The organism is Delftia sp. UME58, from assembly GCF_014170385.1.
In the GTDB taxonomy this organism is placed as follows: Bacteria; Pseudomonadota; Gammaproteobacteria; order Burkholderiales; family Burkholderiaceae_C; genus Comamonas; species Comamonas acidovorans.
Genome location: NZ_LZZV01000102.1, coordinates 41,998 through 65,301, shown reverse-complemented (window position 1 = coordinate 65,301; position 23,304 = coordinate 41,998). Strand labels below are relative to the sequence as shown.

The window sequence follows — 23,304 nt, the reverse complement described above, 5'->3', positions numbered from 1 at the left end:
GCGCCTTACTAGTTGACGCTATGGGAGGCGGAATAGAGCCCAAGATGCCCCACCCATAGCAACTGGTCAGAGCATCCTGGGTGTGTTCGGTCTTTTGGTAGAGGTGTTTTCAATGTCACTGAGTACATGTCCATCTGCGTGAATCTGGTGAATCCGTAGTAGATCCATTGAGCCACTATGTATGACTCAATTGATAGTCACGTAGTGTATTCTGCGGTTTTATTAGATTTTAATTCTGAAATATTCAAATATAATTCAAGGGATAAAATTGTTATATATAAAATTCATGAGCGCGTGAAAATTAAGAAATCACCACTTTTCCAATTTTCTCCTCCAATCCAACCGCAGGGAAATCCCTGATTCTTATAGACGTCAAAATAACGTTCAAAATACGGATGAGGATTTTTAAGAAAAAGCCTAGATTTTGCACACATGTATAGGTCTCCACTAATTGCATCTGCTAGCAATCTTAATTGTGCTTTGTTGATGTCTAAGTTTTTGGAGATGGCTTCTAATTTTTTTAGAGTTATATTGAAAAAATCCTCTTGTTCGTCATATTCTATGAGTTGATATTTTAAGTCTAAGAGATCCTCCGCCTCAGGCGATACGGGTATTTCTCCTGATGCTGTTGAAGTTATATCCAAAAGAAAGTAGTATGGATCTTTTACATCCTGGTTTGTATGGTTTTTGAGCGCCTTTTTCATACTGTTATATTGGCGCTCTTGAGGAATTGCTGCTGTATACGGGGTTTCAAGAAGTGGTCCGGATTCTATGAAGTCTATTATTCCAATAACATTCTTTGGGAATATGCTCTTTGAAATCATTTGAAATCTCCTGTCCTTAATATCTTGTCCATCTGAACCGGTTGTAGTGCAGCCCCGTCTCGCCGTCAAAGTACTGTTCCCTGGAACCGTCGCGGTTGCTCCACCAGCGCAAGGCTTTGTACCTCACCGTGCGCGACCAGGGCCAGCGGGCGCTGGTCGTGGGTGAACGCCGCTGCATCGTCCGTGCCGGTGCGCAGGTGCTGCAACTGCCGTGTCTGTCCCCAGACCTTGTAGCTGGCGGCCCAGACGATGCGGCCGGCTTCGTCGGTGAGTTCCTGGGGGGCGCCGATCTGGTCGCATTGGTAATAGTAGGTGGCAAAGCTGGCCTGAGCTGCTTCCGTCTCTACCTGCACGTTACAGTGTTCTTCACTCCGCCATTCCGACTCCAAGAGGGCCTGGGGTGAAGGCCTGCCGGGCTGACCCTGGAGTGCGCCTTGCTGGCTGGCCTTATGGGTGGTAAAGCTGCCTATGGGGTTCCAGCCATAGCGGCTGGTCAGCGTGCCTTGGGTGCGTTCGATTTCCTGGTGCAGGGCGTCGCGTTCGATGTCGCTGAGCACCTGGCCGTCGGCGAGGATCTGGTGCAGGTGGCCCGAGCCGTAGTAGAGCCATTGGACGTGGCGGCCCCCGGGCAGCCAGCAGTCCGTGCGGTTGCTCAGTTCATCGTAGCCGTGTGAAAGGCTGCGTTGCCTGATTTAATCAGATAGCAGCCCCGCGTATCAGCCGAATCATTTTGATATATTTTATTAAACCAATATTTCTCGTGAGTAAACTACAAAATCTCCTTTCTTCCAATTTTTACCGCCAATCCATGCGCACGGGAATCCTTGCCTTAGATAAACATCTAGCATTTTTTCGAAATATGGATGAGAGCTAGGCATCATCAATCTCGCTTTCGCACATAATATCAGATCTTCATAAATGGCTTCTGATATGTCAGTGATTTCTTGGGGATCCAAAATTTTGCTAATGGCATGTTTTGAGAAATATTCCCTGAGATGATCAAAATAATTGGTGTTTCCAATTAATTCTGTTAATTTTTTTCTTTTCTCATCAAAAGGTATAGAATCTATTTCTCCGGATGCATCTTCGGTAATGTCAATGATGAATCGATAAGGTTTTTTTATGTCTTCATCTTGTTGCATGTACATCGCCTTGTCAATATCTAATATTCGCTCTTCTGAAATTCTGTCTGTTGCTTGCAGTAGTGGCCCATATTTCATGAGGTGGAAAATCTCTTGAACATTAGTGGGGAAATTATTTTCTAAAATCATTAGAAACCGCCTTTCTTTAAGATATTATCCCACAACTTGAAATTTGATCTTTCAGATTTTCGTATTGGAGTGCCATTCTTCAATTCTTTGTGCGGAAGTTTTTGTATATCACCAAGTCTTTTAGATAGTTTTTTTGAACAGCCGCCGGCAGAAGATATTTCTTTATCAATGGCATCTAGCAGCGCATCACTATATTCGTTGTGACTTCCTCTGTGAGTTGATTTGCTATAATATTTTCCTTTTTTACCGTCAAATTTTCCGGCATATTTAGTTAGATTAATAGGATTTTCAAGAGCATCTTGATCTATACACTTTAATATTGGGCGTTTTTTAAACAATGCTTGTGGAATTTTGTGATGAGTTTGATGTTTGGGTGCTAACCCTGCGGCCTTATTCATTCTATTTCTATGAGTGCTTAAACCATTTGGGTCAATCCACTCATTTGGATTGACACCGTATGCATAGAAATTTGCACCACTAAACAACCCAATCGGATCCTGATGCAAAAACCTCCCTACCGCAGGATCGTAATACCTGAACCGGTTGTAGTGCAGCCCCGTCTCGCCGTCAAAGTACTGTCCCTGGAACCGTAGCGGTTGCTCCACCAGCGCCAGGCTCTGTACCTCACCCTGGGCGGCCAGGGGCACGAAGCTGTCGGGCTCGTAGAGGTATTCGCTCAGCCGTGAGCCACGGATTTCCCCGGCGAGCAGCCGTCGTAGAGGAGGGTGGTGCGCCCGAAGGCATCGTGTTTGTCGATTCGCTGGCCCAGTGCGTCGTGGCTGTCGGTAGCCTATGTACGCACAGGCTTCTTGAGAGGATTTTTGCAAAATCTAGTTTTCCGCGATTTCAACTCAATGAAATTAAATTTCATGGGTGATGATCGTCTGAAAACAGTTTTTTTGCGAATCAATTTTTAATTGGCCAAGAGTCTAATTCTTGGAATAAACCACAAAACTACCTTTGTTCGGATTGCTACTGCCCTTCCAACCACAAGGAAATCCCGATGATTTATATATTTTAAATACTCTTTCAAAGAAATCTATTTTTTCCTCGGAGAATAATCTGGATTTTGCGCAGAACACCAAATCTTCATAAAATATATTCATTAGAAATTCATAGTCATCGTCATCTATACCTAATTCCATAATAAGATGTTTGTTGTTGTTTATTATTTTTTCGTAATAATTTTCCGAGTCTCGATGTATTGCAAATTTTTCCAAATAATTGGGTGGAGGCGGGATTTCAATTTTCTTTTGTGCGGAGGAAAATATATCTTGTAAAAAATAATAGGGTTTTTTGATATCCTGATTTGTATATATTTCTAAGGCGCTATGTATATTTGTGACAATCTCTGTATTTTTATCACTGCCTTTATATATAGTGCTGAGAAATGTATTATCCCTCATGAAAATTAAAATCTCCTGCACATCTGCCGGAAAGTCAGTTACGGTCGTCATTAATCCTCCTTTTTTCAAGAGATCGTCCCAAAGTTTGAATGTAGATCCTTCATTTTTCATTATTGGCGTTCCTTTTTTAACTCTTTGTGTAAGAAATCCTGCATTTCATTTACTATTTTTGAGAGTTGCTTGGGACATCCGCCCGATGATGCTATTTCTCTATCTATTGCAGACAATATGGCGTCGGAATAGTCATTGTGATTAGTATTGTGGGTGGATTTTCCAAACCATTTTCCCTTCTTTCCTCCAAACTGCCCTGTTTCTTGGGTAAATTAATAAGATTCTCCAAAGCGTGTCTGTCTATGCAGTTGAGAATAGGACTTTTGTTAAAAATATCTTGTGGTACTTTGTGATGTGTTTGATGATCTGGAGATTTACCTGCTACCCGATCCATTCTATTTCGATGGGCTGATAGACCAGCAGTATCAATCCATTCAATTGGATTGACCCCATACAAATAGAAATTTTCACCACCAAACAACCCAATCGGATCCTGACTAACAAACCGCCCAACCACCGGATCGTAGTACCGAAACCGGTTGTAATGCAGCCCCCGTCTCCTCATCAAACTGCTGCCCCTGGAAGCGGAAGGGCTGCTCAACGGGCGGCGGTGGAGGTGGTGCAACAGGCTTTGAGCCCCAAGCCCGTGCGCTGACGGGCCGATCATCAGTGCCGGTTCGCAACACGCTGCGCATGACCGCCTCACCCCCAGACCTTGTAGTCCGCAGCCCAGGCTACTTCGCCTTCCTCGTCGGTCAGTTCCAGCGGCGCGCCGATCTGGTCACATTGGTACCAGTAGGTGTTCTGTTCCTCGCCTGCGCCCTGCACGGTGGCCAGCGGTACAAAGCTCCCCGGCTCGTAGATGTAAAGCGCCTGTCTTCCTCCACGCTGGCTGTGCACCATGAGGTCGCCATCCCACAGGTAGTGGGTGCTGCCGAAGGCATCGCCTTTGGCGACACGTCGGCCAAGGGGGTCGTAGGCGTAGCGGGTGGCCTGGGTGACTCCGTGGCGCGTGGTGTTCGATTCGATGAGCTGGTGGTCTGCGTTCCAGGTCAGGTCCAGTACTTCCTGGGTACCGGCTTTCTGGTTGCCCCTGGTGCGGCGGGTGACGTTGCCGTGGACGTCGTATTCAAAGTGCAGGTCCTGGTAGAAGCGCAGTCGGTTGTCGTCCACCTCGCCAATAGTGGTGTCCACGGGCTGGCCGTCTTTGCCGGGTAGGGAGTCCAGCAGGTTGCCGACGGGGTCGAAGGCAAACAGTTCGCGGGCCAGCGGGCTGTCTTGTGCCGGGAGGCTGGCGAGGATGCGGCCGGTGGTGTCGTAGCGGAAGTCCTGCGGCCAAATTTCTAAGCGTGGCTGTATATGGTTGCAACCCTGCCCGGCTTTAACTACATAACTTCGAATAAATGGAATTTTATTCCAAAATCACTTGTATTGAAGTCTGCTGATAATTCTCCTCGCATTGTTATCTGACGCCGGGAACGCTTTGTCGTCTTGGAAGACATATCGATCCCAAAAAACTTTCTTGTTCTTATTCTTAAGTATTCCCCTCATTAATCTAGTATTCCACACCGCGCGGAGACCGAGAGGGTCGCTCCATCCAATAGGATTGGGTGCGAACTCAAAAAAATTCGAACCCCCTGCAAACCCAATCGGATCCTGATGCACAAACCTCCTAACCACAGGATCGTAATACCTGAACCGGTTGTAATGCAGCCCCGTCTCGCCGTCAAAGTACTGTCCCTGGAACCGTAGCGGTTGCTCCACCAGCGCATGGCTTTGTACCTCACCCTGCGCGGCCAGGGCCAGCGGGCGCTGGTCGTGGGTGAACACCGCTGCATCGTCCGTGCCGGTGCGCAGATACTGCAACTGCTGGGTCTGACCCCAGACCTTTGTAGTAGCTGGCGGCCCAGACGATGCGGCCGGCTTCGTCGGTGAGTTCCTGGGGGGCGCCGATCTGGTCGCAGTGGTAGTAGTTGGTGGCGAAGCTGGCTTTGTCCGCTTCTGCCTGTGCGTTGCGGTTTTCCTCGTTCCTCCATTCCGATTCCAGCTTGGCCAGGGGCACGAAGCTGTCGGGCTCGTAGAGGTATTAGGCGTGAGCCACGGATTTCCCCGGTGAGAATGTCGCCGTTATGTCGCGGGGCGGTGCGCTCGAATGCATATCGCGATCAATGCGCGGCGCCCACTGAAAAATACAGTGGATTGTTGTCCAGTTGTCGCGCCACTCTATGGAAGTATTGAAGTGCCATGTGTATGGCGGATCTATTAAACAAGTCTAACCCTCCGGAAAAGCACAGCTGCTTACGAATAGATGCACCGCTGTGAATATGAAGCAGTTTTACATAATGACTAATCTTCGGTGACGCTTCGATTTAATGCATTGAGCAATGCATCGAGAAAATCATCACCTATTTTTTTTGCGCTTGCCCAGTCTAAATCACCAAGAGGCATAGCCCAGACGGAAGAATCACTGGGAAGATGTTTGAATATATAGCCTACTCCACCGCCATTAGTGGCAAAACACAGGGCCTTATCCCCAAGATATTTTTTAACCAAAAAATCATTATTTAGAATCTCCAGCTCATCTATTGGCCAGAATGATAAATATAGACTACCAAATTTCCCTTCTCCTCCGTTGGTCCAGCGCATCCACTCAACGTAATTTGCAGGTAGGTTTAATATTTTGGATATATCATTAATATTTTTTTCTTCTAGGGGCGGGTCACGGTCATATTGATTTAATACTCTATTTTTTATAGATTCAATAATATTATTCATAATCAAAATGCTCAAATTTCATCAAAACACTGATAACTCTTCTTTAGTGCTCTCTTTCGGCATTTTTCCGAGACTCCAGCAGCTTTAAGATCCTTTGAAGAATATTCAAATTCCTCTCGAATTGTGCTTGACCATTTCCCGTTGCCTGCTGCAACACGAGCATCGCGACTGGCATTTTGTTGCGTGGTGATTGCGGCATGATTTGGACTTCTATTTAAGAGAATAGAAGGCGCATCACCTGAATTATATTTGGCATATCCTTGACTTTTGGCCCATTCGTCTTGAACTACACGATGCGAGTCTTTGGGCCTACGTTGTGATGGTTGATCACAGTGTCGTGTAATATCGCATGGATCTCTGTGGCATCCGCACCTTTTCTTGGGACCGTACATCTTAGGTGTGAGCGGCAGATTTCTCCGGGGAGTAGTTCACCGCTTTATGGGAAGATGGTGCGTCCTGCGTATCGATGTATTGGTCTGGCTGATTATTGAATTAGTTCGCATATGACAACGCGTATCATATTATTTAATTTTATCTTTTAATATTGAATAGATCAATTGTCTAAATTTTTAATGGCTTCTTTTGCTCTCATGCAAATATCGTCTGCAGTTGAAAATTGCCTGCCAATGGAGGCTAGTGATTTTAGTATAAATAAACCAAAATCTTTGCTTCCGAATTTTGTTTCTATTTCTGCAAAATACTCAATATCCGCCATTTTTTCTATATTTATTTTTGATTTTTTTTCTTCTTTGAACCCTATGTATTTGTATAAATCTGCAGCAGCTGCAATGCCATTTTCTTTGAATTTTTTGAATAACCCGTTGAAGAGAGTTTCTTTGAAGCCATCTTTTAACCTGCCTTTTCCATTTAGAGAGTCAGGGTGAAAAGTCGAAAGGTATTTTTCGTATTTCACCGATTCCTTATCTATAGAGTGTGGTATATTCTCTTCGATAAGAATTTTCTCAATTTCTTCAATATTTTTGAACTTTATTCTAGCGAACCTGGCTGCTGAAAACTGGCTTTTCAATGAATCCTCGTGGAGTGCAAGATAGCCTTGAAATGAAATTTCGGCTTTACCTTCAAGAAGATCTTTGAAATATTCGAGATGTTTCTTATCCACCATATCCTCCTCCAGAGCTTCTTGCGCTTTTTGGTATATTGTAGTCTTTCATCATTTTCTTTATTTGTGATTGAAGATCGGATTGAGAGAAGTTTGGATTTTGGCAAAGCCATGACTTAAAATCGTTGTTCCATCCATCAGAGTGAATATCAAAATGAAGAAGATTTGTTATATCGGCTATCTGTCGATCTACGAAATCTTTAGGATTTTTAGCACCAATGGCTTGTAATCTGTTTACAAAACATTTGTTCTTTAGCATTTCCTGCGGTATTAGGTGATGCCTTCTATTAACAGATGGTCCGTTAGTGCTTCTCCAAGTAGTAGATACTCTGTTTTGCCCACCTTTGGTCTTTCCTGTAACTCGTATCAGTCCTAAAGGATCAAAGTAAAATATTGGATTGGGAGAATATAGATATAGAAGCTCTCCTCCCTCCAACCCAATCGGATCCTGATGCACAAACCTCCCGACCACAGGATCGTAATATCTGAACCGGTTGTAGTGCAGCCCCGTCTCGCCGTCAAAGTACTGTCCCTGGAATCGTAGCGGTTGCTCCACCAGCGCAAGGCTTTGTACCTCACCCTGCGCGGCCAGGGCCAGCGGGTGCTGGTCGTGAGTGAACACCGCCGCATCGTCCGTGCCGGTGCGCAGGTGCTGCAACTGCCGTGTCTGGCCCCAGACCTTGTAGCTGGCGGCCCAGACGATGCGGCCGGCTTCGTCGGTGAGTTCCTGGGGGGCGCCGATCTGGTCGCAGTGGTAGTAGTAGGTGGCGAAGCTGGCTTTGTCCGCTTCTGCCTGTGCGTTGCGGTTTTCTTCGCTCTTCCATTCCGACTCCAGCTTGGCCAGGGGCGCGAAGCTGTCGGGCTCGTAGAGATATTCGCTCAGGCGTGAGCCACGGATTTCTCCGGCGAGCAGGTCGCCGCCGTAGAGGAAGGTGGTGCGCCCGAAGGCATCCTTCTTGTCGATGCGCCGGCCCAACGCGTCGTAACGGTATTTATAGTCGAAGAAAATGCTACCATTACCGGATATTTTCTTGCCAGCGATTTATTTTTATGTCTTGCATCTGAATGCTGAGTTGTCTCTATTTTGGTAAGAAAACAATAATTTCTCCCTGGGGATAGGTCCCCTTCCATCCACAAGGCCATCCTCCTTGTTTATAAATCTCTTCAATTTGAGAGAAGAATACTTCCTTATTTCCACCTAAGCTTGAGTTTAGGGCTATGCAAAATAGGTCATAATGAATATCGTCTATGGCGTCGTATATTTGTTCTGGAATTTTATTTTCAATTTTATTAAATGCGGCATCATACCAGTATTTCAGTAACTCACTTTTTGAAAGGTTGGAATCAAAAATGCGTTCATTAATATTTTTTGTTATTTGTTCACGCAGATCTGTCCATAGTTCAAATCCTTGGATTCCCTGATCTTGGGCAAGATCTAATGCTATTCGAGGATTTCTTTCTACTATTGTGTTTTCTGTAATAGTATTTCCTGCCAAAAAGATGTTGGAATCTATAATTTCCATGGAGGTAACAAACAGGCTTTCAATAGTCATTGTGTACTACTTTCTAAATGTCTTTATTAAAGAATGCCAATCGCCAGGCTGCAAACCATTCTTGAAGTGAAGTTCCAGATTTCCCTTTCTTAAACTTTCATGCAGCTTCTGCTGTAAGCGCTGAACTGCTTTACCTTGATCATTAGGGCATGGATATGTCGCAGCTATATGATCTAACTCTTGCATTATGGCTTCATTGTAGTCACTGTGATATCCACTGTGTGCAGATCGGGTTGTTGCTGAATTTTTCTTAGCAGGCAGCATAATTCCATTGCCTTTGCCATCAAGATTGAATTTTCCGCACCCTTGAAGTGCTCGTAACATCGAACTGCCTGTACGCTTCGGATCATCATATGCCTCAGATGGAAGTATGTGGTGTGCTCTTCGTCCAGGCCAATTATCTTTTCCTGTGATGGCTTTCCCTAAAGCTGTCGAGTTACCAGTTCTTAACCCTAACGGATCTAGAAAATTTAGAGCGCTCGGGCCATAGGAATAAAAATTATTCCCACCAAACAACCCAATCGGATCCTGATGCACAAACCTCCCAACCACGGGATCGTAATATCTGAACCGGTTGTAGTGCAGCCCCGTCTCGCCGTCAAAGTACTGTCCCTGGAACCGTAGCGGTTGCTCCACCAGCGCAAGGCTTTGTACCTCACCGTGCGCGACCAGGGCCAGCGGGCGCTGGTCGTGGGTGAACACCGCTGCATCGTCCGTGCCGGTGCGCAGGTGCTGCAACTGCCGTGTCTGGCCCCAGACCTTGTAGCTGGCGGCCCAGACGATGCGGCCGGCTTCGTCGGTGAGTTCCTGGGGGGCGCCGATCTGGTCGCAGTGGTAGTAGTAGGTGGCGAAGCTGGCTTTGTCCGCTTCTGCCTGTGCGTTGCGGTTTTCTTCGCTCTTCCATTCCGACTCCAGCTTGGCCAGGGGCACGAAGCTGTCGGGCTCGTAGAGGTATTCGCTCAGCACGGTTGGGGTTGAGCAGGTTGCCTGCGGGGTCGAATGCGAAGGTTTCCAGGTTCCGGCCCGAGGTGGGCGATCCGCCGGCAGCATTTTTCTGGGCGGCAAGAATGCGGCCCAGGGCGTCGTAGCGGTAGGTGGTTTCTTCCACGGGGCCGGTGTGGCCCAGGGCGCGCTTGGCCAGCAGACGGCCCAGGGCGTCGCGCTCGAAGCAGGTGACCTTGCCGGGCCCGGCGTCGCTGCCACCGGCCTCGATGACGTGGGTCAGTTCACCGGCGGCGTTGTAGATGTAGCGCTGCCAGCGGTCGTCGAGATCTGTAGATTTCTACAAGTGTCTTAGGTGGCTTTACTTTTTGAAAGACCTGTTTTATGCAAGATCGTCAATGCCATTAATAATTTCGGTAATTAGTTCGGTGCTAATAGTCAATACTATATCCCAAGATTCACAATCTTCCCCGATCAAAAGATAAAGATCTCTGTCATCTCCTTTTTTCCAATGAACTGGGCTGTTGGCGGATTCGCCCAATTTTATATATTCAGTAGAATCTAGATTTAATTTCTTTAATTCTTCAGCTTGAGAGGATGGAATATAAACATTAATTTCAATAAATTGATTTGTTATTTTTATTAGAAATGCGGCATCTCCATTTCCATCGAATGCGTGATCAATGGAAATTTCAAAATTATTTTCATCCATTTAATTTTCCTTAATGAAGATCGTCAACATCAATTCCAGAGCTATTTAGTTGCCCGGCACAATCATGTTCAGATGGTCCACAAGGATCACGCTTAGACGTTCCGACAGACTTCAAACCAGTGACACATTTCATCAAATTCTCTTCTGCATGCAATCCTTTTGATGTTGGAACACGCCAGATACCAAGTTTATCAGTCATCTCTCTTTGTACGGCATCAAATCCATTGCTACTCCCTGCGAGAAGGTTGCCAGATTCATCTTGGCCAACTGCAATCGTTCTTTGGTTGATAGCTGGCTTATGCTTGTCTGCTTCTCGAGTTTTTTGCGCTAGTTTTTGAAGTGTTCCTTTTGGTTTTCCTGTGACAGGATTAATTTCGCAATCGCAAGGGCATCCAGATTTTCCATTAGAAAGCCCCAAAGGATCAATCCAGTCAGCAGGGTTGGATGCATATTGGAAGAGATTGGATTCACCTAATAGTCCAATCGGATCCTGACTAACAAACCGCCCAACCACCGGATCGTAGTACCGAAACCGGTTGTAGTGCAGCCCCGTCTCCTCATCAAACTGCTGCCCCTGAAACCGGAAGGGCTGTTCGATGAGGGTGGCGGAGGTGATGCTGCGCGCTTTGAACCCCACGCCCGCGCGCTGACCGGCCGATCATCGGTGCCGTTTCGCAACACGCTGCGCAGACAGCCTCACCCCAGACCTTGTAGTCCGCAGCCCAGGCTACCTGGCCTTGCTCGTCGGTCGGCTCCAGCGGCGCGCCGATCTGGTCGCACTGGTACCAGTAGGTGCTCTGTTCCTCGCCTGCGCCCTGAATGGTGGCCAGCGGCACAAAGCTGCCTAGCTCCTAGATATAGAGCGCCTGTCTTGCACCCCGCTGGCTGTGCGCCATGAGGTCGCCATCCCACAGGTAGTGGGTGCAGCCGAAGGCATCGCTCTTTGCGACGCGTCGGTCCAGGGGGGCGTAGCGGGAGTCTTGGCGGCCGCGGAGGGTGTCGGCTCGGGCGGAGTTCTGGTGATTTAAAAGACAGGGCGCCCTGGCTGCGGCGCACTTCGCGGTGCAGGGCGTCGCGTTCCATGTCGGCAATGACCTGGTGTGCGGCCGGGGGCTGGCCTGGCACCTGGAGGGACTCGATGTTGATCTGGTGCAGATGGCCCGAGCCATAGAACAGCCAGTGCAGGGTGCGGCCGTCAGGCATGCGGGTGTGGGTGCGGTTGCCCAGTTCGTCATAGCCGTGCGAGAGGCTGCGCTGCAGTTTCTGGCGGGCCTGGCCTGTGGCATTGCCGAGAGCCTGCAGGGTCTGGGTCTCGCTGAGCAACTGGCCCACGGGGTCATAGGCAAAGGCCAGGTGTGAGGCGGCGTTGCTGGCCTGGGTCAGGCGGCCCAGGGCGTCGTAGCGGTAGGTGGTTTCTTCCACGGGGCCGGTGTGGCCCAGGGCGCGCTTGGCCAGCAGACGGCCCAGGGCATCGCGCTCGAAGCAGGTGACCTTGCCGGGCCCGGCGTCGCTGCCGCCGGCCTCGATGACGTGGGTCAGTTCACCGGCGGCGTTGTAGATGTAGCGCTGCCAGCGGCCGTCGAAGCCGACTTCGTCGGTGAGCTGGTCGCGCAGGTCGTAGCGGAAGTGGGTGCGGGCGTGGTTCTCGTTGTCCAGGGCAATAAGGCGGCCGGCGCGGTCGTAGTGGTAGGCGAGGCTGCGGCCTGCGGCGTCAATCCTGGTGAGCGGGCGGCCCATGCCGTCGTAGGTGTAGCGGGTGCTCTGGCCCATGGGGTCGGTGTAGGCCAGCAGGTGGCCTTCGCCGTTCCAGACGTAGAGGTGGGTGGGGCTGGCGGGCTGGCTGCTGGGGCCTGCGGGGCTGGATGGCTCGATGACACGTATCAGCTGGCCCGCATCGTTGTATTCGTAGCGGGTCTGCTGGCCCAGCGCATCGGTGCGCAGCACGGGCTGGCCCAGGACGTCGTAGGCGAAGCGCGTCGTCTGGCCTGAGCAGTCGGTGTAGGCCACAAGGCGGTCGGCCTCATCCCAGGCAAGGCGCTTGGAGCCGCCCTTGGCGTCAATGACTTCCACGGTGCGGCCCCGGGCGTCATGGCGGTAGCGCGTGGTGCGGCCCAAGGGGTCGGTGGCCTGCACAAGGTGGCCCCGGCTGTCGTATTCCTGTTGCCATTTGTGGCCGAGGGCGTCGCGCAGCGTGGTGACCAGGTCCAGCGGGTTGTATTCCAGCGTGGTGGCATGGCCCATGGCGTCGATGATCTGGACCAGGTTGCCGCGTGCATCGCGGCGCAGGGTGGTGCGGCGGCCCAGGGGGTCTATGCGGCCTGTGGAGGCGCCGGTGGCATCGGTGGGCGTCTGCTCGATGATCTGTTCGGGCGTGCCTTCCGCGATGACGGTGGCAATGATGTTGAAGCGCGCATCCCAGTGGTAGGCCGTGGTGCGGCCCAGGCCGTCGGTGTGGCGCGTGACACGCTCATGGGGCAGGTAGGTGAAGCGGTCGTCGTCCTGGCCCGGGACCGGCGTGTCGGCGCACCAGGAGCGCAGCACGCGGCCCTGGGGTCCTTCGATGTCGTACTGGGCGAAGGAACTGTGCTGCATTGGCTTTCGTGGCCCCGTCAAAGAACGCGACATGTGTGAATTTTGTGACGCGGTCTATGGCAACAAACATGTGCTGTTTGCCGCTGGAGATCTTCATTTCGGCGCTGCCGATGTGCACGAAACCCAGCGTCGTTTCTTCAAACTTTCCGTGCCTTCGTGGCAGGTGCGTTGTGGGTTGTCGGCTGATTCCGTGACGCTGCAGGCATCGATGCAAGGCGCTATGGCTGAGCTTGGGTGCTGTCTCCACGAATTGCCCCATGAGATCGTCCATCGACAGATGCCCTTGCTTGCGCAACGCAATCGCCAAGTGTTCTTGCTCTTTGGAAGGATGCTGGCTTGCTCTGTCCCGAGGACCCATAGGCTCATCGAGCACCGAGGTGCGCGCACGCCACTTGGCCACGGTCTTGGGGTTGATGCCGTAGAGCTTGGCCAAGGCCCGATGGCAGCCGGTCGCTAGCTGGAGTTCTGCGCGGATACGCGGCGTCGTGCGGGCGCTGCCATGCGGGCGGATTGCTATAGTGCTTTCTCCTGTTCCAGGCTGAAGAATGCACCATGACTTCCTGGGACCGTACATCTAAGAAGCTTTAGACCATATTAAGCTAGCGCTAGATGTGACTTTATTGAGATTTCCTTCATTATCGTAGTGGAAATATCTGAAAAAGTCAGGTATGCCTCCAGATAATTCCAAGCTGGTATATCCTTGCGCCATAATTGGCTGGTCCGAAGAGTATTTGTAAAGAAAAATAAAACATGCTCCACGCTCACCAACACCAAGATGTAATTTGTTATTATCTTTCAGATCAATCCAGCGATGCATGCCGGCTACTTTAGATTTTCTCTTGCTTGGGGTATCGATGAATTTGCAATTTATATATTTAAATTCAATTACCCCCGGATTTTTCGCACTGAATAAGCATGCATCAAGTGCCTCCATATTTGGCTCGCTGGGCATGACAGTCACAAGATGTTTACCTGCCAGAAATCCAGCGCAGTATTTCCCTAGCCATCGAGCTTGATCAACATTTTTGTATGACCTCTTCATAAGACGTGCCGAAGGAGAACCATTGCTCTCTTCTGAGTAGGGGATGGGAAAGAAATAGTCTCCAGACGAGAACTTCCACTCATCAACATTTGAGGATATTTTCAGATATTCATCGTACCAATCCAGCTTGGGTAGTGTTTCAAACTCTTGCCTAAGCTCTGCAAGATAAGACTTTATTTCAGGATTTTCTAAAATCATATTTTATACGCACTTAGTAATTCATCGATGAATGGAGCTGGTGGAAATTTTTCTTGAACAATAGGTGCAAAATTGTTTAATAATGAATCTCCATTAAATATATTAAGATCCTAGTTGCAGCAACAAGAAAATGTCGTCTTCCAGGCGCCCGACTCCATACGCCGTCCTATGTCTTCCAATGCGTTTTCCAAATTACCACCACGCTTTTCAACACCTTTGAGCACTTGATAGATAAGCTTGTCATTTGCCTTGCTGTGAATATGACGCCCGGCGTGATAGTTGCCAGTGTTGGCTGCGGCTACTCTACCGGGATGATTCGGCTCCGATATTTGTACATTATTGGTTCCCCATACTCGAGCCCCATTTGAAGCACTGTCTATTCCAATTTTGTTCCTGGCAAGAATATCACGGGATTTTTGTACGTGACTACGTGGATTGCTATTTCTGCAATTTTTCTGAACGATATGGTGCGGGGTTTTCCCATCCGGAACTGGACGGCCCGCTAACGCAAGGTTCTTCCTAAGCTTGTCTGCAGTCAGTCCCAGCGGATCGAGATACTCGATCGGATTGGGACCAAATTCGTAGATATTCAACCCGCCGACCAACCCAATCGGATCCTGACTAACAAACCTCCCCACCACCGGATCGTAATACCGAAACCGGTTGTAATGCAGCCCCGTCTCCTCATCAAACTGCTGTCCCTGAAACCTGAAGGGTTGCTCAATGGGTGGTGGTGGAGGCGGTGCAACGGGCTTGGAGCCCCAGGCCCGCGCACTGACAGGCCGATCATCGGTGCCGGTCCGCAACACGCTGCGCATGACCGCCTCACCCCAGACCTTGTAGTCCGCCGCCCAGGCTACCTGGCCTTGCTCGTCGGTCAGCTCCAGCGGCGCACCGATCTGGTCGCATTGGTACCAGTAGGTGCTGTGCTCTTCGCCCGCGCCCTGCACGGTGGCCAGCGGCACAAAGCTTCCCGGCTCGTAGATGTAAAGCGCCTGCCTTGCGCCCCGTTGGCTGTGCACCATGAGGTCACCATCCCACAGGTAGTGGGTGCTGCCGAAGGCATCGCTTTTGGCGACACGTCGGCCCAGGGGGTCGTAGGCATAGCGCGTGGCCTGGGTGACGCCATGGCGCGTGGTGTTCGATTCGATGAGCTGGTGGTCTGCGTTCCAGGTCAGGTCCAGCACTTCCTGGGTGCCGGCCTTCTGGTTGCCCCGGGTGCGCTTTGTGACGTTGCCGTGCACGTCGTATTCAAAGTGCAGGTCCTGGTAGAAGCGCAGGCGGTTGTCGCCGACGACGCCCAGGGTGGTGTCCACGGGCTGGCCGTCTTTGCCGGGGATGGAGTCCACCAGGTTGCCGGCGGGGTCGAAGGCAAACAGTTCGCGGGCCAGCGGGCTGCCTTGGGCGGGCAGGCTGGCGAGGATGCGGTCTGTGGGGCCGTAGCGGAAGTCCTGCGGCCGAGTAGGAGTCAGCCGTATGCTACGGTAGAGCTAACTTAATATCATAAATAAATGGTTTATGTTTAATATTGGTTTGAAATTGTTAAAAAGTTTTTAATAATAGATTGGATTTTGCTCAAGAATTATTATGAGAATAACCTCGAAAATTATTACACCAAGATTCAGTGGCTAATATTTTGCTCAATTATTAATCAGGCTTTTTATTAGGTCCGGATTAACGTCATTTGGAGAAACTCCAGCATTGTTTTGTAGAAATGGATCGGCTCCATTAATTATAAGAATTTTTGCCAGTTCGAAATTATCTGACGTATTTTGAGCGAGCAATCTTAGGAGTGGAGTTGCTCCAGTGCTATTTTTTTCGTTTACGGAAGCCCCAGATTGGATGAGAAATTCTATATTTCTCTTGCATTTGTATTCGCAACTAAAATGCAGAGCCGTCCAGTTGGCACTGTCCTTTTGATTGACGTTGGCACCATTAGCTATGAGCCATTTAAGAAAATTATTATTCTCATCACTCATGGCTGCGCGCATTAAGGGCGTTGTCTGACAATTTCTCCTTGGATCGGCAGAATTTACACTTGCCAAACCTGATGATATTAGTTTCTTCATTGCTTCAAAATCATCTGAAACAAATGCATCCATCATTTCTGAGTGAATTTTGGTACTATTTTTCATGGTAGTTCGTATTTGTGGCTCATATTTAGTTTAGGATCTTCTATTTGATAGAAGTTGGCGTTGTTCATATGATCATTAAACAGGGCTTGACTCATGCATTTTTTTTCTGCTGCCGCCTTCTCTCTCCAAAATTCATGGCCACGTTTATGACCTAGATGATAAGCTCCTTTAATTGGCGTCAGCTCGTTTGCATCTAAAAACTCTCCTGCTGCATTTTTGGCAGCTTTCATCTCAACGGTTGCCCTTACATCTGCTCTAATGTAAGGCCTGTGTAGTGTAGGACAAGAATCATCACACTCGCATCTAGGCTTATTTCCAAATTGCCCATTTGATTTTCTGTCTTGTGATGTCCAATGCAATCCAAGTGGATCAAGGAAAATAAGAGGGTTTGGTGCAAATCTAAATAAATTCAATCCTCCTTCCAACCCAATTGGGTCTTGATGGACAAACCGTCCAACCGCCGGATCGTAATACCGAAACCGGTTGTAATGCAGCCCCGTCTCCTCATCAAACTGCTGTCCCTGAAACCTGAAGGGTTGCTCAATGGGTGGTGGTGGAGGCGGTGCAACGGGCTTGGAGCCCCAGGCCCGCGCACTGACAGGCCGATCATCGGTGCCGGTCCGCAACACACTGCGCATGACCGCCTCACCCCAGACCTTGTAGTCCGCAGCCCAGGCTACCTGGCCTTGCTCGTCGGTCAGCTCCAGCGGGGCGCCGATCTGGTCGCACTGGTACCAGTAGGTGCTGTGCTCTTCGCTCGCGCCCTGCACGGTGGCCAGCGGCACAAAGCTCCCCGGCTCGTAGATATAGAGCGCCTGCCTTGCACCGCGTTGGCTGTGCACCATGAGGTCACCATCCCACAGGTAGTGGGTGCTGCCGAAGGCATCGCTTTTGGCGACACGTCGGCCCAGGGGGTCGTAGGCATAGCGCGTGGCCTGGGTGACGCCATGGCGCGTGGTGTTCGATTCGATGAGCTGGTGGTCTGCGTTCCAGGTCAGGTCCAGCACTTCCTGGGTGCCGGCCTTCTGGTTGCCCCGGGTGCGCTTTGTGACGTTGCCGTGCACGTCGTATTCAAAGTGCAGGTCCTGGTAGAAGCGCAGGCGGTTGTCGCCCACCACGCCAAGAGTGGTGTCCACGGGCTGGCCGTCTTTGCCGGGGATGGAGTCCAGCAAGTTGCCGGCGGGGTCGAAGGCAAACAGTTCGCGGGCCAGCGGGCTGCCTTGTGCCGGGAGGCTGGCGAGGATGCGGCCCGTGGGGTCGTAGCGGAAGTCCTGGCGGCCGCGCAGGGAGTCGGCACGGGCGATGAGCTGGCCTGCTGCGTCGTAGGCGTAGCCGCGTTCAAGCGCAGGGATTGCGGTGGCGTTGGAGCTGCCGGGCCTGGCCACGTGGCCGCTGCCTTGCAGTGCGGCGCGGTGGCGCAGCAGGCGCCCGGCCGGATCCCAGTCGTAGCGGCTGGACAGTGCGCCCTGGCTGCGGCGCACTTCGCGGTGCAGGGCGTCGCGTTCCATGTCGGCGATGACCTGGTGCGCGGCCGGAGGCTGGTCAGGGCCTTGCGCTGGAGCGATGTTGATCTGGTGCAGGTGGCCCGAGCCATAGAACAGCCAGTGCAGGGTGCGGCCATCCGGCATGCGGGTGTGGGTGCGGTTGCCCAGTTCGTCATAGCCGTGCGAGAGGCTGCGTTGCAGCTTGAGGCGGGCCGGGCCTGTGGCATTGCCCAAAGTCCACCAGCCCAAGGCTTTGTACCTCACCCTGGGCGGCCAGAGCCAGCGGGCGCTGGTCGTGGGTGAACACCGCCGCATCGTCCGTGCCGGTGCGCAGGTACTGCAGCTGCTGGGTCTGGCCCCAGACCTTGTAGCTGGCGGCCCAGACGATGCGGCCGGTTTCGTCGGTGAGCTCCTGGGGGGCGCCGATCTGGTCGCAGTGGTAGTAGTAGGTGGCGAAGCTGGCTTGGTCCGCTTGTGCCTGTGCGTTGCGGTTTTCTTCGCTCTTCCATTCCGACTCCAGCTTGGCCAGGGGCACGAAGCTGTCGGGCTCGTAGAGGTATTCGCTCAGGCGTGAGCCACGGATTTCCCCGGCAAGCAGGTCGCCGTCGTAGAGGAAGGTGGCGCGCCCGAAGGCATCATGCTTGTCGATGCGCCGGCCCAGCGCGTCGTAGAGGTAACGCGTGGACTGGCGCCATACCCATCCAAAATAGATAGAGTATTTATGGAATGTGCTCCATTAGTGTTTTCTGAATTCTCTAAATATTCAAGCCTTTTTGCTCTATAGAAATCTATTCTACGAGATCAATCAGTTGGGAATTTTATTTATTCGTCTTGCTCATCAATCCATTTTTTGAGATTAGATGTTTCTTGCGGGCTGTTAAGGCGCGAGATCCATGAAATTTCCTTTTCATCATTCGTATAGTCTGTTACAGAAAAAACCAATATACAGTTGCCGAAAAAATTTTCGGATTTTAATTGCTCAAGTGCAGCTACACATGATTCGAAAAGATTTTTCTGAAATTTTATAAAATCTTTATTGCTGTGTTTTGTGCTATGAAATTTTGATATTTCGGCAGAAACATCGGTAAACCATTCGTGTCCTGAGAATTCGTATTTCCATTCGGCTGTACTCCATTTGTAATACTCAGGGTCTTCTGGGTCTTCTTTAATTTTCTTCTCTAAGAACGAGGTGGTGTTTGCTGATGGGCAAACAGTCATAGCGCCCTCGTCAGAGTATAGGCCAAATGCACAAAAATCCTCTTCTGGATGAGAACTTCTTAAATTGGAAAATGCTTTCAAGGCTGCGTCTTTGATGACTTTTATGAAATCCGCGCTTTCCATGATGTTCCTTATAAACCAAAGCCAGGAGGCGCTGGTCGTGAGTAGACACTGCCGCATCGTCAGTGCCTATGCGCAGGTACTGCAACTGATAGGCCTGGCCCCATACCTTGCAGCTGGCGGCCCAGACGATGCGGCCGGTTTCGTCGGTGAGCTCCTGGGGGCGCCGATCTGGTCGCATTGGTAATAGTAGGTGGCAAAGCTGGCCTGAGCTGTTTCCGTCTCTACCTGCACGTTACAGTGTTCTTCACTCCGCCATTCCAACTCCAAGAGGGCCTGGGGTGAAGGCCTGCCGGGCTGACCCTGGAGTGCGCCTTGCTGGCTGACCTTATGGGTGGTAAGGCTGCCTATTGGGTTCCAGCCATAGCGGCTGGTCAGCGTGCCTTGGGTGCGTTGGATTTCCTGGGGCAGGGCGTCGCCTGACCACTTGGCCGTCGGGGAGGATCTGGTGCAGGTGACCCGAGCCGTAGTAGAGCCATTGGACGCGGCGGCCCCCGGGCAGCCAGCAGTCCGTGCGGTTGCTCAGTTCGTCGTAGCCGTTTGAAAGGCTGCGTTGCCTTATTTAATCAGGCAGCAGCCCCGCGTATCAGCCGAATCATTTTGATATATTTTATTGCACTAATATTTATCGTGAGTAAACCACAAAATCTCCCTTCTTCCAATTTTTACCGCCAATCCATGCGCACGGGAATCCTTGCCTTAGATAAACATCTAGCATTTTTTCGAAATATGGATGAGAGCTAGGCATCATCAATCTCGCTTTCGCACATAATATCAGATCTTCATAAATGGCTTCTGATATGTCAGTGATTTCTTGGGGATCCAAAATTTTGCTAATGGCATGTTTTGAGAAATATTCCCTTAGATGCTCAAAATAATTGATGTTTCCAATTAATTCTGTTAATTTTTTTCTTTTCTCATCAAAAGGTGGTGACTCTATTTCTCCGGATGCATCTTCGGTAATGTCAATGATGAAGCGATAAGGTTTTTTTATGTCCTCATCTTGTTGCATGTACATCGCTTTATGAATATCTAATATTCGATCTTCTGAAATTCTGTCTGTTGTTTGCAGTAGTGGCCCATCTTTCATGAGGTGAAAAATCTCTTGAACATTAATAGGAAAATCATTTTCTGAAATCATTAGAAACCGCCTTTCTTTAAGATATCATCCCACAACTTGAAATTTGATCCTTCAGATTTTCTTATTGGAGTGCCATTCTTCAATTCTTTGTGCAGAAGTTTTTGCATATCACCAAGTCTTTTAGATAGTTTCTTTGGACAGCCGCCGGCAGAAGATATTTCTCTATCAATGGCATCTAGCAGCGCATCACTATATTCGTTGTGACTTCCTCTGTGAGTTGATTTGCCATAATATTTTCCTTTTTTACCGTCAAATTTTCCGGCATATTTAGGTAGATTAATAAGATTTTCAAGAGCATCTTGATCTATACACTTTAATATGGGGCGTTTTTTGAACAATGCTTGTGGAATTTTGTGATGAGTTTGGTGTTTGGGTGCTAACCCCGCGGCCTTATTCATTCTATTTCTATGAGTGCTTAAACCATTTGGGTCAATCCACTCAGTTGGATTGACACCGTATGCATAGAAATTTTCACCACCAAACAACCCAATCGGATCCTGATGCACAAACCTTCCAACCACAGGATCGTAATACCTGAACCGGTTGTAGTGCAGCCCCGTCTCGCCGTCAAAGTACTGTCCCTGGAACCGTAGCGGTTGCTCCACCAGCGCAAGGCTTTGTACCTCACCCTGCGCGGCCAGGGCCAGCGGGTGCTGGTCGTGGGTGAACACCGCTGCATCGTCCGTGCCGGTGCGCAGGTACTGCAACTGCTGGGTCTGGCCCCAGACCTTGTAGCTGGCGGCCCAGACGATGCGGCCGGTTTCGTCGGTGAGCTCCTGGGGGGCGCCGATCTGGTCGCAGTGGTAGTAGTAGGTGGCGAAGCTGGCTTGGTCCGCTTCTGCCTGTGCGTTGCGGTTTTCCTCGCTCTTCCATTCCGACTCCAGCTTGGCCAGGGGCACGAAGCTGTCGGGCTCGTAGAGGTATTCGCTCAGGCGTGAGCCACGGATTTCCCCGGCGAGCAGGTCGCCGTCGTAGAGGAAGGTGGTGCGCCCGAAGGCATCGTGCTTGTCGATGCGCCGGCCGAGCGCGTCGTAGCGGTAGCGCGTGGTCTGGACGGTGGCGGCAGGCTCTGGCTGCGCGTTCGAGCCGGCGATCTTCGGGCCGGGCCTGTCGAGGTAGCGCGTGACCGTGGATTCGAGCATCTGGTGCTCGGCGCTGTAGCGAAAGCGCTGCACGGTGTGCCAGCCGATGCGGCGCTCCACGATGTTGCCGTGCAGGTCGTACTGGAAACGCAGGTCCTGGTAGACGGCGAGCCGGTTGGTGGGCACCTGTTCGCGTTCGTTGCTGGTGCCGCCGCTGCTGAGGTCTCCACCACGGTTGGGGTTGAGCAGGTTGCCTGCGGGGTCGAATGCGAAGGCTTCCAGGTTCCGGCCCGAGGTGGGCGATCCGCCGGCAGCATTTTTCTGGGCGGCAAGGATGCAGCCCAGGGCGTCGTAACGGTACTGGCTGTCGCCGCACAGGCCGTCGCGCGTGGCGACTAGGTTGCCTGTGGGGTCGTACTGGTACAGGCGGGCGATGCGCTGGCCGGAGGGCAGGGGAGTATCCCGGTCCCAGAGGGCCTGGGGTGAAGGCCTGCCGGGCTGACCCTGGAGTGCGCCTTGCTGGCTGACCTTGTGCGAGGTGAGGCGGCCCATGGGGTCCCAGCCATAGCGGCTGGTCAGCGTGCCTTGGGTGTGTTCGATGCCGCTGAGCACTTGACTGTCAGCGAGATCTGGTGCAGGTGGCCCGAGCCGTAGTAGAGCCATTAGGTCAGTCTGTTGCTGCTTACATGTTCAGTTCTGCAGTGAGATTGTGCGAATGAAGGCTAAAGCGGTTCGAATGCTTAATTTATTGATTATTTGGCGTTTGGTATATCAAGACAAAGCCTTAATCCAGATAATTCTCCTGGCATGTTAGATAGAGGTAATTGAATTTCCGTCAATAATGTTGCGAACTGTGAATATTGCTGAAATGGATAAAATCCAGCACCTCCTCCTCGAATAATGATGTCACTGTCTTGTTGTCCAATTCTAGTAAATGTTGCTACTGATAGGGATGCTATGCCGAAGTTATTTGCGGCTTCTTTATTTAATTTTGCATCGCCGAATTGTGTAAGACAGATTTTTTCCAAAGTATTAGAATTTGGAATATCGTTTCCACTAATAAAAAGATTATTCTGATAGTCCTTTGCAACATACTCCCATTCAAAATCCCAAGGAGCCCTATAACCAGTTTTCTTTAAAAATTGAGATGCTTCGTTGACGCTTATATATATGGGAAAAGGACCATCTTCGCTGGAAAAATCCGGCCTTTCTAATTCGCTTGATAGATCAATGTTATCCTCTGCAACCCACTCATACAAAGGAAATCTGCTCATTAAAAATGGATTGACATTCTTCCTTTCGTTTCCATTTGATGGATGAATGAGATGTGAGATCATGTGCCATTCTTCAGTGAAATGTTTATTTCTTATTTCTTCCATGTGAGAGTGCGATGATCCATATTGGAAATTTCCTCCAAATATTAGATTCAGAGGCGTCTCATATTTTTCATCATAAAAGCATGGCACTTCAATAGGTTGTTTGTTGATTGGATTTTGCGCAATAAATGGCTTGATTAACTTGTATCTCTTAGGTAGCCTATTTAATATTTCATTGCATATTTCTTTTCTTCTATCATTTGATGCTGATTGCCACAATTCCACGCTCATAATTTCTTTTATATCATTCATGATTTTCCTT

The 23,304-nt window shown here is 50.2% G+C and carries 23 protein-coding genes and 6 pseudogenes; all 29 read right to left on the bottom strand.

Going from position 1 to position 23,304, the window contains the following annotated elements:
- Window positions 1-284: 284 nt before the first annotated feature.
- Complete coding sequence (locus A9976_RS26225; protein WP_183021415.1) at window positions 285-824, bottom strand: hypothetical protein; 540 nt, start codon at window positions 822-824, stop codon at window positions 285-287.
- Between the two features lie 65 nt (window positions 825-889).
- Window positions 890-1,381, bottom strand: coding sequence for an RHS domain-containing protein (locus A9976_RS31550; RefSeq protein WP_310889420.1), 492 nt, complete (start codon window positions 1,379-1,381; stop codon window positions 890-892).
- A 186-nt stretch (window positions 1,382-1,567) separates the two neighbouring features.
- On the bottom strand, window positions 1,568-2,095 hold the full coding sequence (locus A9976_RS26215; RefSeq protein WP_183021414.1) for a hypothetical protein: 528 nt from the start codon (window positions 2,093-2,095) through the stop codon (window positions 1,568-1,570).
- Window positions 2,095-2,529 (bottom strand): AHH domain-containing protein, encoded by a 435-nt coding sequence (locus A9976_RS26210; RefSeq protein WP_409049558.1) that lies wholly within the window; start codon window positions 2,527-2,529, stop codon window positions 2,095-2,097. The genes A9976_RS26215 and A9976_RS26210 overlap by 1 nt, the downstream gene beginning before the upstream one ends.
- A pseudogene (locus tag A9976_RS31960) lies at window positions 2,512-2,703 on the bottom strand (RHS repeat-associated core domain-containing protein); the annotation flags it as partial. The gene A9976_RS26210 and the pseudogene A9976_RS31960, both read right to left, overlap by 18 nt.
- 321 nt (window positions 2,704-3,024) lie before the next feature.
- Complete coding sequence (locus tag A9976_RS26205) at window positions 3,025-3,612, bottom strand: hypothetical protein (RefSeq protein ID WP_183021413.1); 588 nt, start codon at window positions 3,610-3,612, stop codon at window positions 3,025-3,027.
- A gap of 346 nt (window positions 3,613-3,958) precedes the next feature.
- A pseudogene (locus tag A9976_RS31955) lies at window positions 3,959-4,344 on the bottom strand (RHS repeat-associated core domain-containing protein); the annotation flags it as partial.
- A 783-nt stretch (window positions 4,345-5,127) separates the two neighbouring features.
- Window positions 5,128-5,524 (bottom strand): annotated as a pseudogene (locus tag A9976_RS26190) (RHS repeat-associated core domain-containing protein); the annotation flags it as partial.
- 374 nt (window positions 5,525-5,898) lie between these two features.
- Entirely contained in the window at window positions 5,899-6,327 is a 429-nt protein-coding gene (locus A9976_RS26180; RefSeq protein ID WP_183021410.1) for an SMI1/KNR4 family protein, read from the bottom strand.
- An 11-nt stretch (window positions 6,328-6,338) separates the two neighbouring features.
- Window positions 6,339-6,719: a hypothetical protein gene (locus A9976_RS31950; RefSeq protein ID WP_183021409.1), complete on the bottom strand. Its 381-nt coding sequence runs from the start codon at window positions 6,717-6,719 to the stop codon at window positions 6,339-6,341.
- Between the two features lie 161 nt (window positions 6,720-6,880).
- The gene (locus A9976_RS26170) at window positions 6,881-7,447 is read right to left on the bottom strand and encodes a hypothetical protein (protein WP_197956207.1); all 567 of its coding nucleotides are present in this window, start codon (window positions 7,445-7,447) and stop codon (window positions 6,881-6,883) included.
- Window positions 7,448-7,814: 367 nt separating this feature from the next.
- A pseudogene (locus A9976_RS31945) lies at window positions 7,815-8,210 on the bottom strand (RHS repeat-associated core domain-containing protein); the annotation flags it as partial.
- Between the two features lie 316 nt (window positions 8,211-8,526).
- Window positions 8,527-9,000 carry a hypothetical protein gene (locus A9976_RS26160; RefSeq protein WP_183021407.1) on the bottom strand — a complete coding sequence of 158 codons (474 nt, stop codon included), beginning with the start codon at window positions 8,998-9,000 and terminating at the stop codon, window positions 8,527-8,529.
- A 6-nt stretch (window positions 9,001-9,006) separates the two neighbouring features.
- A pseudogene (locus tag A9976_RS31940) lies at window positions 9,007-9,387 on the bottom strand (AHH domain-containing protein); the annotation flags it as partial.
- A gap of 60 nt (window positions 9,388-9,447) precedes the next feature.
- Window positions 9,448-10,099 (bottom strand): annotated as a pseudogene (locus tag A9976_RS31935) (RHS repeat-associated core domain-containing protein); the annotation flags it as partial.
- A gap of 225 nt (window positions 10,100-10,324) precedes the next feature.
- Window positions 10,325-10,654, bottom strand: a complete 330-nt coding sequence (locus A9976_RS26150; RefSeq protein ID WP_183021406.1) for a hypothetical protein — start codon at window positions 10,652-10,654, stop codon at window positions 10,325-10,327.
- A gap of 10 nt (window positions 10,655-10,664) precedes the next feature.
- A complete protein-coding gene (locus tag A9976_RS31535) occupies window positions 10,665-11,291 on the bottom strand; it encodes an RHS repeat-associated core domain-containing protein (RefSeq protein WP_310889415.1) in 627 nt (208 codons plus the stop codon).
- A complete protein-coding gene (locus tag A9976_RS31530) occupies window positions 11,215-11,412 on the bottom strand; it encodes an RHS domain-containing protein (RefSeq protein WP_259649328.1) in 198 nt (65 codons plus the stop codon). Before A9976_RS31530 ends, A9976_RS31535 begins: the two co-directional genes overlap by 77 nt.
- Window positions 11,351-13,246, bottom strand: a complete 1,896-nt coding sequence (locus A9976_RS26145; RefSeq protein ID WP_259649320.1) for a hypothetical protein — start codon at window positions 13,244-13,246, stop codon at window positions 11,351-11,353. Before A9976_RS26145 ends, A9976_RS31530 begins: the two co-directional genes overlap by 62 nt.
- A gap of 574 nt (window positions 13,247-13,820) precedes the next feature.
- Complete coding sequence (locus A9976_RS26140) at window positions 13,821-14,486, bottom strand: hypothetical protein (RefSeq protein ID WP_183021405.1); 666 nt, start codon at window positions 14,484-14,486, stop codon at window positions 13,821-13,823.
- Between the two features lie 110 nt (window positions 14,487-14,596).
- Window positions 14,597-15,802, bottom strand: coding sequence for an RHS repeat-associated core domain-containing protein (locus tag A9976_RS26135; RefSeq protein WP_310889414.1), 1,206 nt, complete (start codon window positions 15,800-15,802; stop codon window positions 14,597-14,599).
- A 324-nt stretch (window positions 15,803-16,126) separates the two neighbouring features.
- A complete protein-coding gene (locus A9976_RS26130) occupies window positions 16,127-16,621 on the bottom strand; it encodes an ankyrin repeat domain-containing protein (RefSeq protein ID WP_160856183.1) in 495 nt (164 codons plus the stop codon).
- Entirely contained in the window at window positions 16,618-18,354 is a 1,737-nt protein-coding gene (locus A9976_RS26125) for an RHS repeat-associated core domain-containing protein (RefSeq protein ID WP_259649319.1), read from the bottom strand. Before A9976_RS26125 ends, A9976_RS26130 begins: the two co-directional genes overlap by 4 nt.
- Window positions 18,278-18,640, bottom strand: a complete 363-nt coding sequence (locus tag A9976_RS31525) for an RHS domain-containing protein (protein WP_232245798.1) — start codon at window positions 18,638-18,640, stop codon at window positions 18,278-18,280. The genes A9976_RS26125 and A9976_RS31525 overlap by 77 nt, the downstream gene beginning before the upstream one ends.
- A gap of 287 nt (window positions 18,641-18,927) precedes the next feature.
- Complete coding sequence (locus tag A9976_RS26120) at window positions 18,928-19,446, bottom strand: DUF4303 domain-containing protein (RefSeq protein ID WP_183021403.1); 519 nt, start codon at window positions 19,444-19,446, stop codon at window positions 18,928-18,930.
- Window positions 19,334-19,624 carry an RHS domain-containing protein gene (locus tag A9976_RS31520; protein ID WP_232245799.1) on the bottom strand — a complete coding sequence of 97 codons (291 nt, stop codon included), beginning with the start codon at window positions 19,622-19,624 and terminating at the stop codon, window positions 19,334-19,336. Before A9976_RS31520 ends, A9976_RS26120 begins: the two co-directional genes overlap by 113 nt.
- Before the next feature lie 444 nt (window positions 19,625-20,068).
- Entirely contained in the window at window positions 20,069-20,584 is a 516-nt protein-coding gene (locus tag A9976_RS26110) for a hypothetical protein (RefSeq protein WP_183021402.1), read from the bottom strand.
- Complete coding sequence (locus A9976_RS31515; RefSeq protein ID WP_310889413.1) at window positions 20,584-22,278, bottom strand: RHS repeat-associated core domain-containing protein; 1,695 nt, start codon at window positions 22,276-22,278, stop codon at window positions 20,584-20,586. The genes A9976_RS26110 and A9976_RS31515 overlap by 1 nt, the downstream gene beginning before the upstream one ends.
- 140 nt (window positions 22,279-22,418) lie before the next feature.
- The gene (locus A9976_RS26100; protein WP_183021401.1) at window positions 22,419-23,294 is read right to left on the bottom strand and encodes a hypothetical protein; all 876 of its coding nucleotides are present in this window, start codon (window positions 23,292-23,294) and stop codon (window positions 22,419-22,421) included.
- Window positions 23,295-23,304 lie beyond the last annotated feature (10 nt).

Bases quoted from the DNA above. Each gene is read 5' to 3' on its own strand.
- A9976_RS26180 (WP_183021410.1), bottom strand. From the start codon at position 6,327: ATGAATAATATTATTGAATCTATAAAAAATAGAGTATTAAATCAATAT.
- A9976_RS31950 (WP_183021409.1), bottom strand. From the start codon at position 6,719: ATGTACGGTCCCAAGAAAAGGTGCGGATGCCACAGAGATCCATGCGAT.
- A9976_RS26130 (WP_160856183.1), bottom strand. From the start codon at position 16,621: ATGAAAAATAGTACCAAAATTCACTCAGAAATGATGGATGCATTTGTT.
- A9976_RS26120 (WP_183021403.1), bottom strand. From the start codon at position 19,446: ATGGAAAGCGCGGATTTCATAAAAGTCATCAAAGACGCAGCCTTGAAA.
- A9976_RS26205 (WP_183021413.1), bottom strand. From the start codon at position 3,612: ATGAAAAATGAAGGATCTACATTCAAACTTTGGGACGATCTCTTGAAA.
- A9976_RS26150 (WP_183021406.1), bottom strand. From the start codon at position 10,654: ATGGATGAAAATAATTTTGAAATTTCCATTGATCACGCATTCGATGGA.
- A9976_RS26100 (WP_183021401.1), bottom strand. From the start codon at position 23,294: ATGAATGATATAAAAGAAATTATGAGCGTGGAATTGTGGCAATCAGCA.
- A9976_RS26215 (WP_183021414.1), bottom strand. From the start codon at position 2,095: ATGATTTTAGAAAATAATTTCCCCACTAATGTTCAAGAGATTTTCCAC.
- A9976_RS26145 (WP_259649320.1), bottom strand. From the start codon at position 13,246: ATGCAGCACAGTTCCTTCGCCCAGTACGACATCGAAGGACCCCAGGGC.
- A9976_RS26225 (WP_183021415.1), bottom strand. From the start codon at position 824: ATGATTTCAAAGAGCATATTCCCAAAGAATGTTATTGGAATAATAGAC.
- A9976_RS31520 (WP_232245799.1), bottom strand. From the start codon at position 19,624: ATGCGACCAGATCGGCGCCCCCAGGAGCTCACCGACGAAACCGGCCGC.
- A9976_RS26140 (WP_183021405.1), bottom strand. From the start codon at position 14,486: ATGATTTTAGAAAATCCTGAAATAAAGTCTTATCTTGCAGAGCTTAGG.
- A9976_RS26160 (WP_183021407.1), bottom strand. From the start codon at position 9,000: ATGACTATTGAAAGCCTGTTTGTTACCTCCATGGAAATTATAGATTCC.
- A9976_RS26110 (WP_183021402.1), bottom strand. From the start codon at position 20,584: ATGATTTCAGAAAATGATTTTCCTATTAATGTTCAAGAGATTTTTCAC.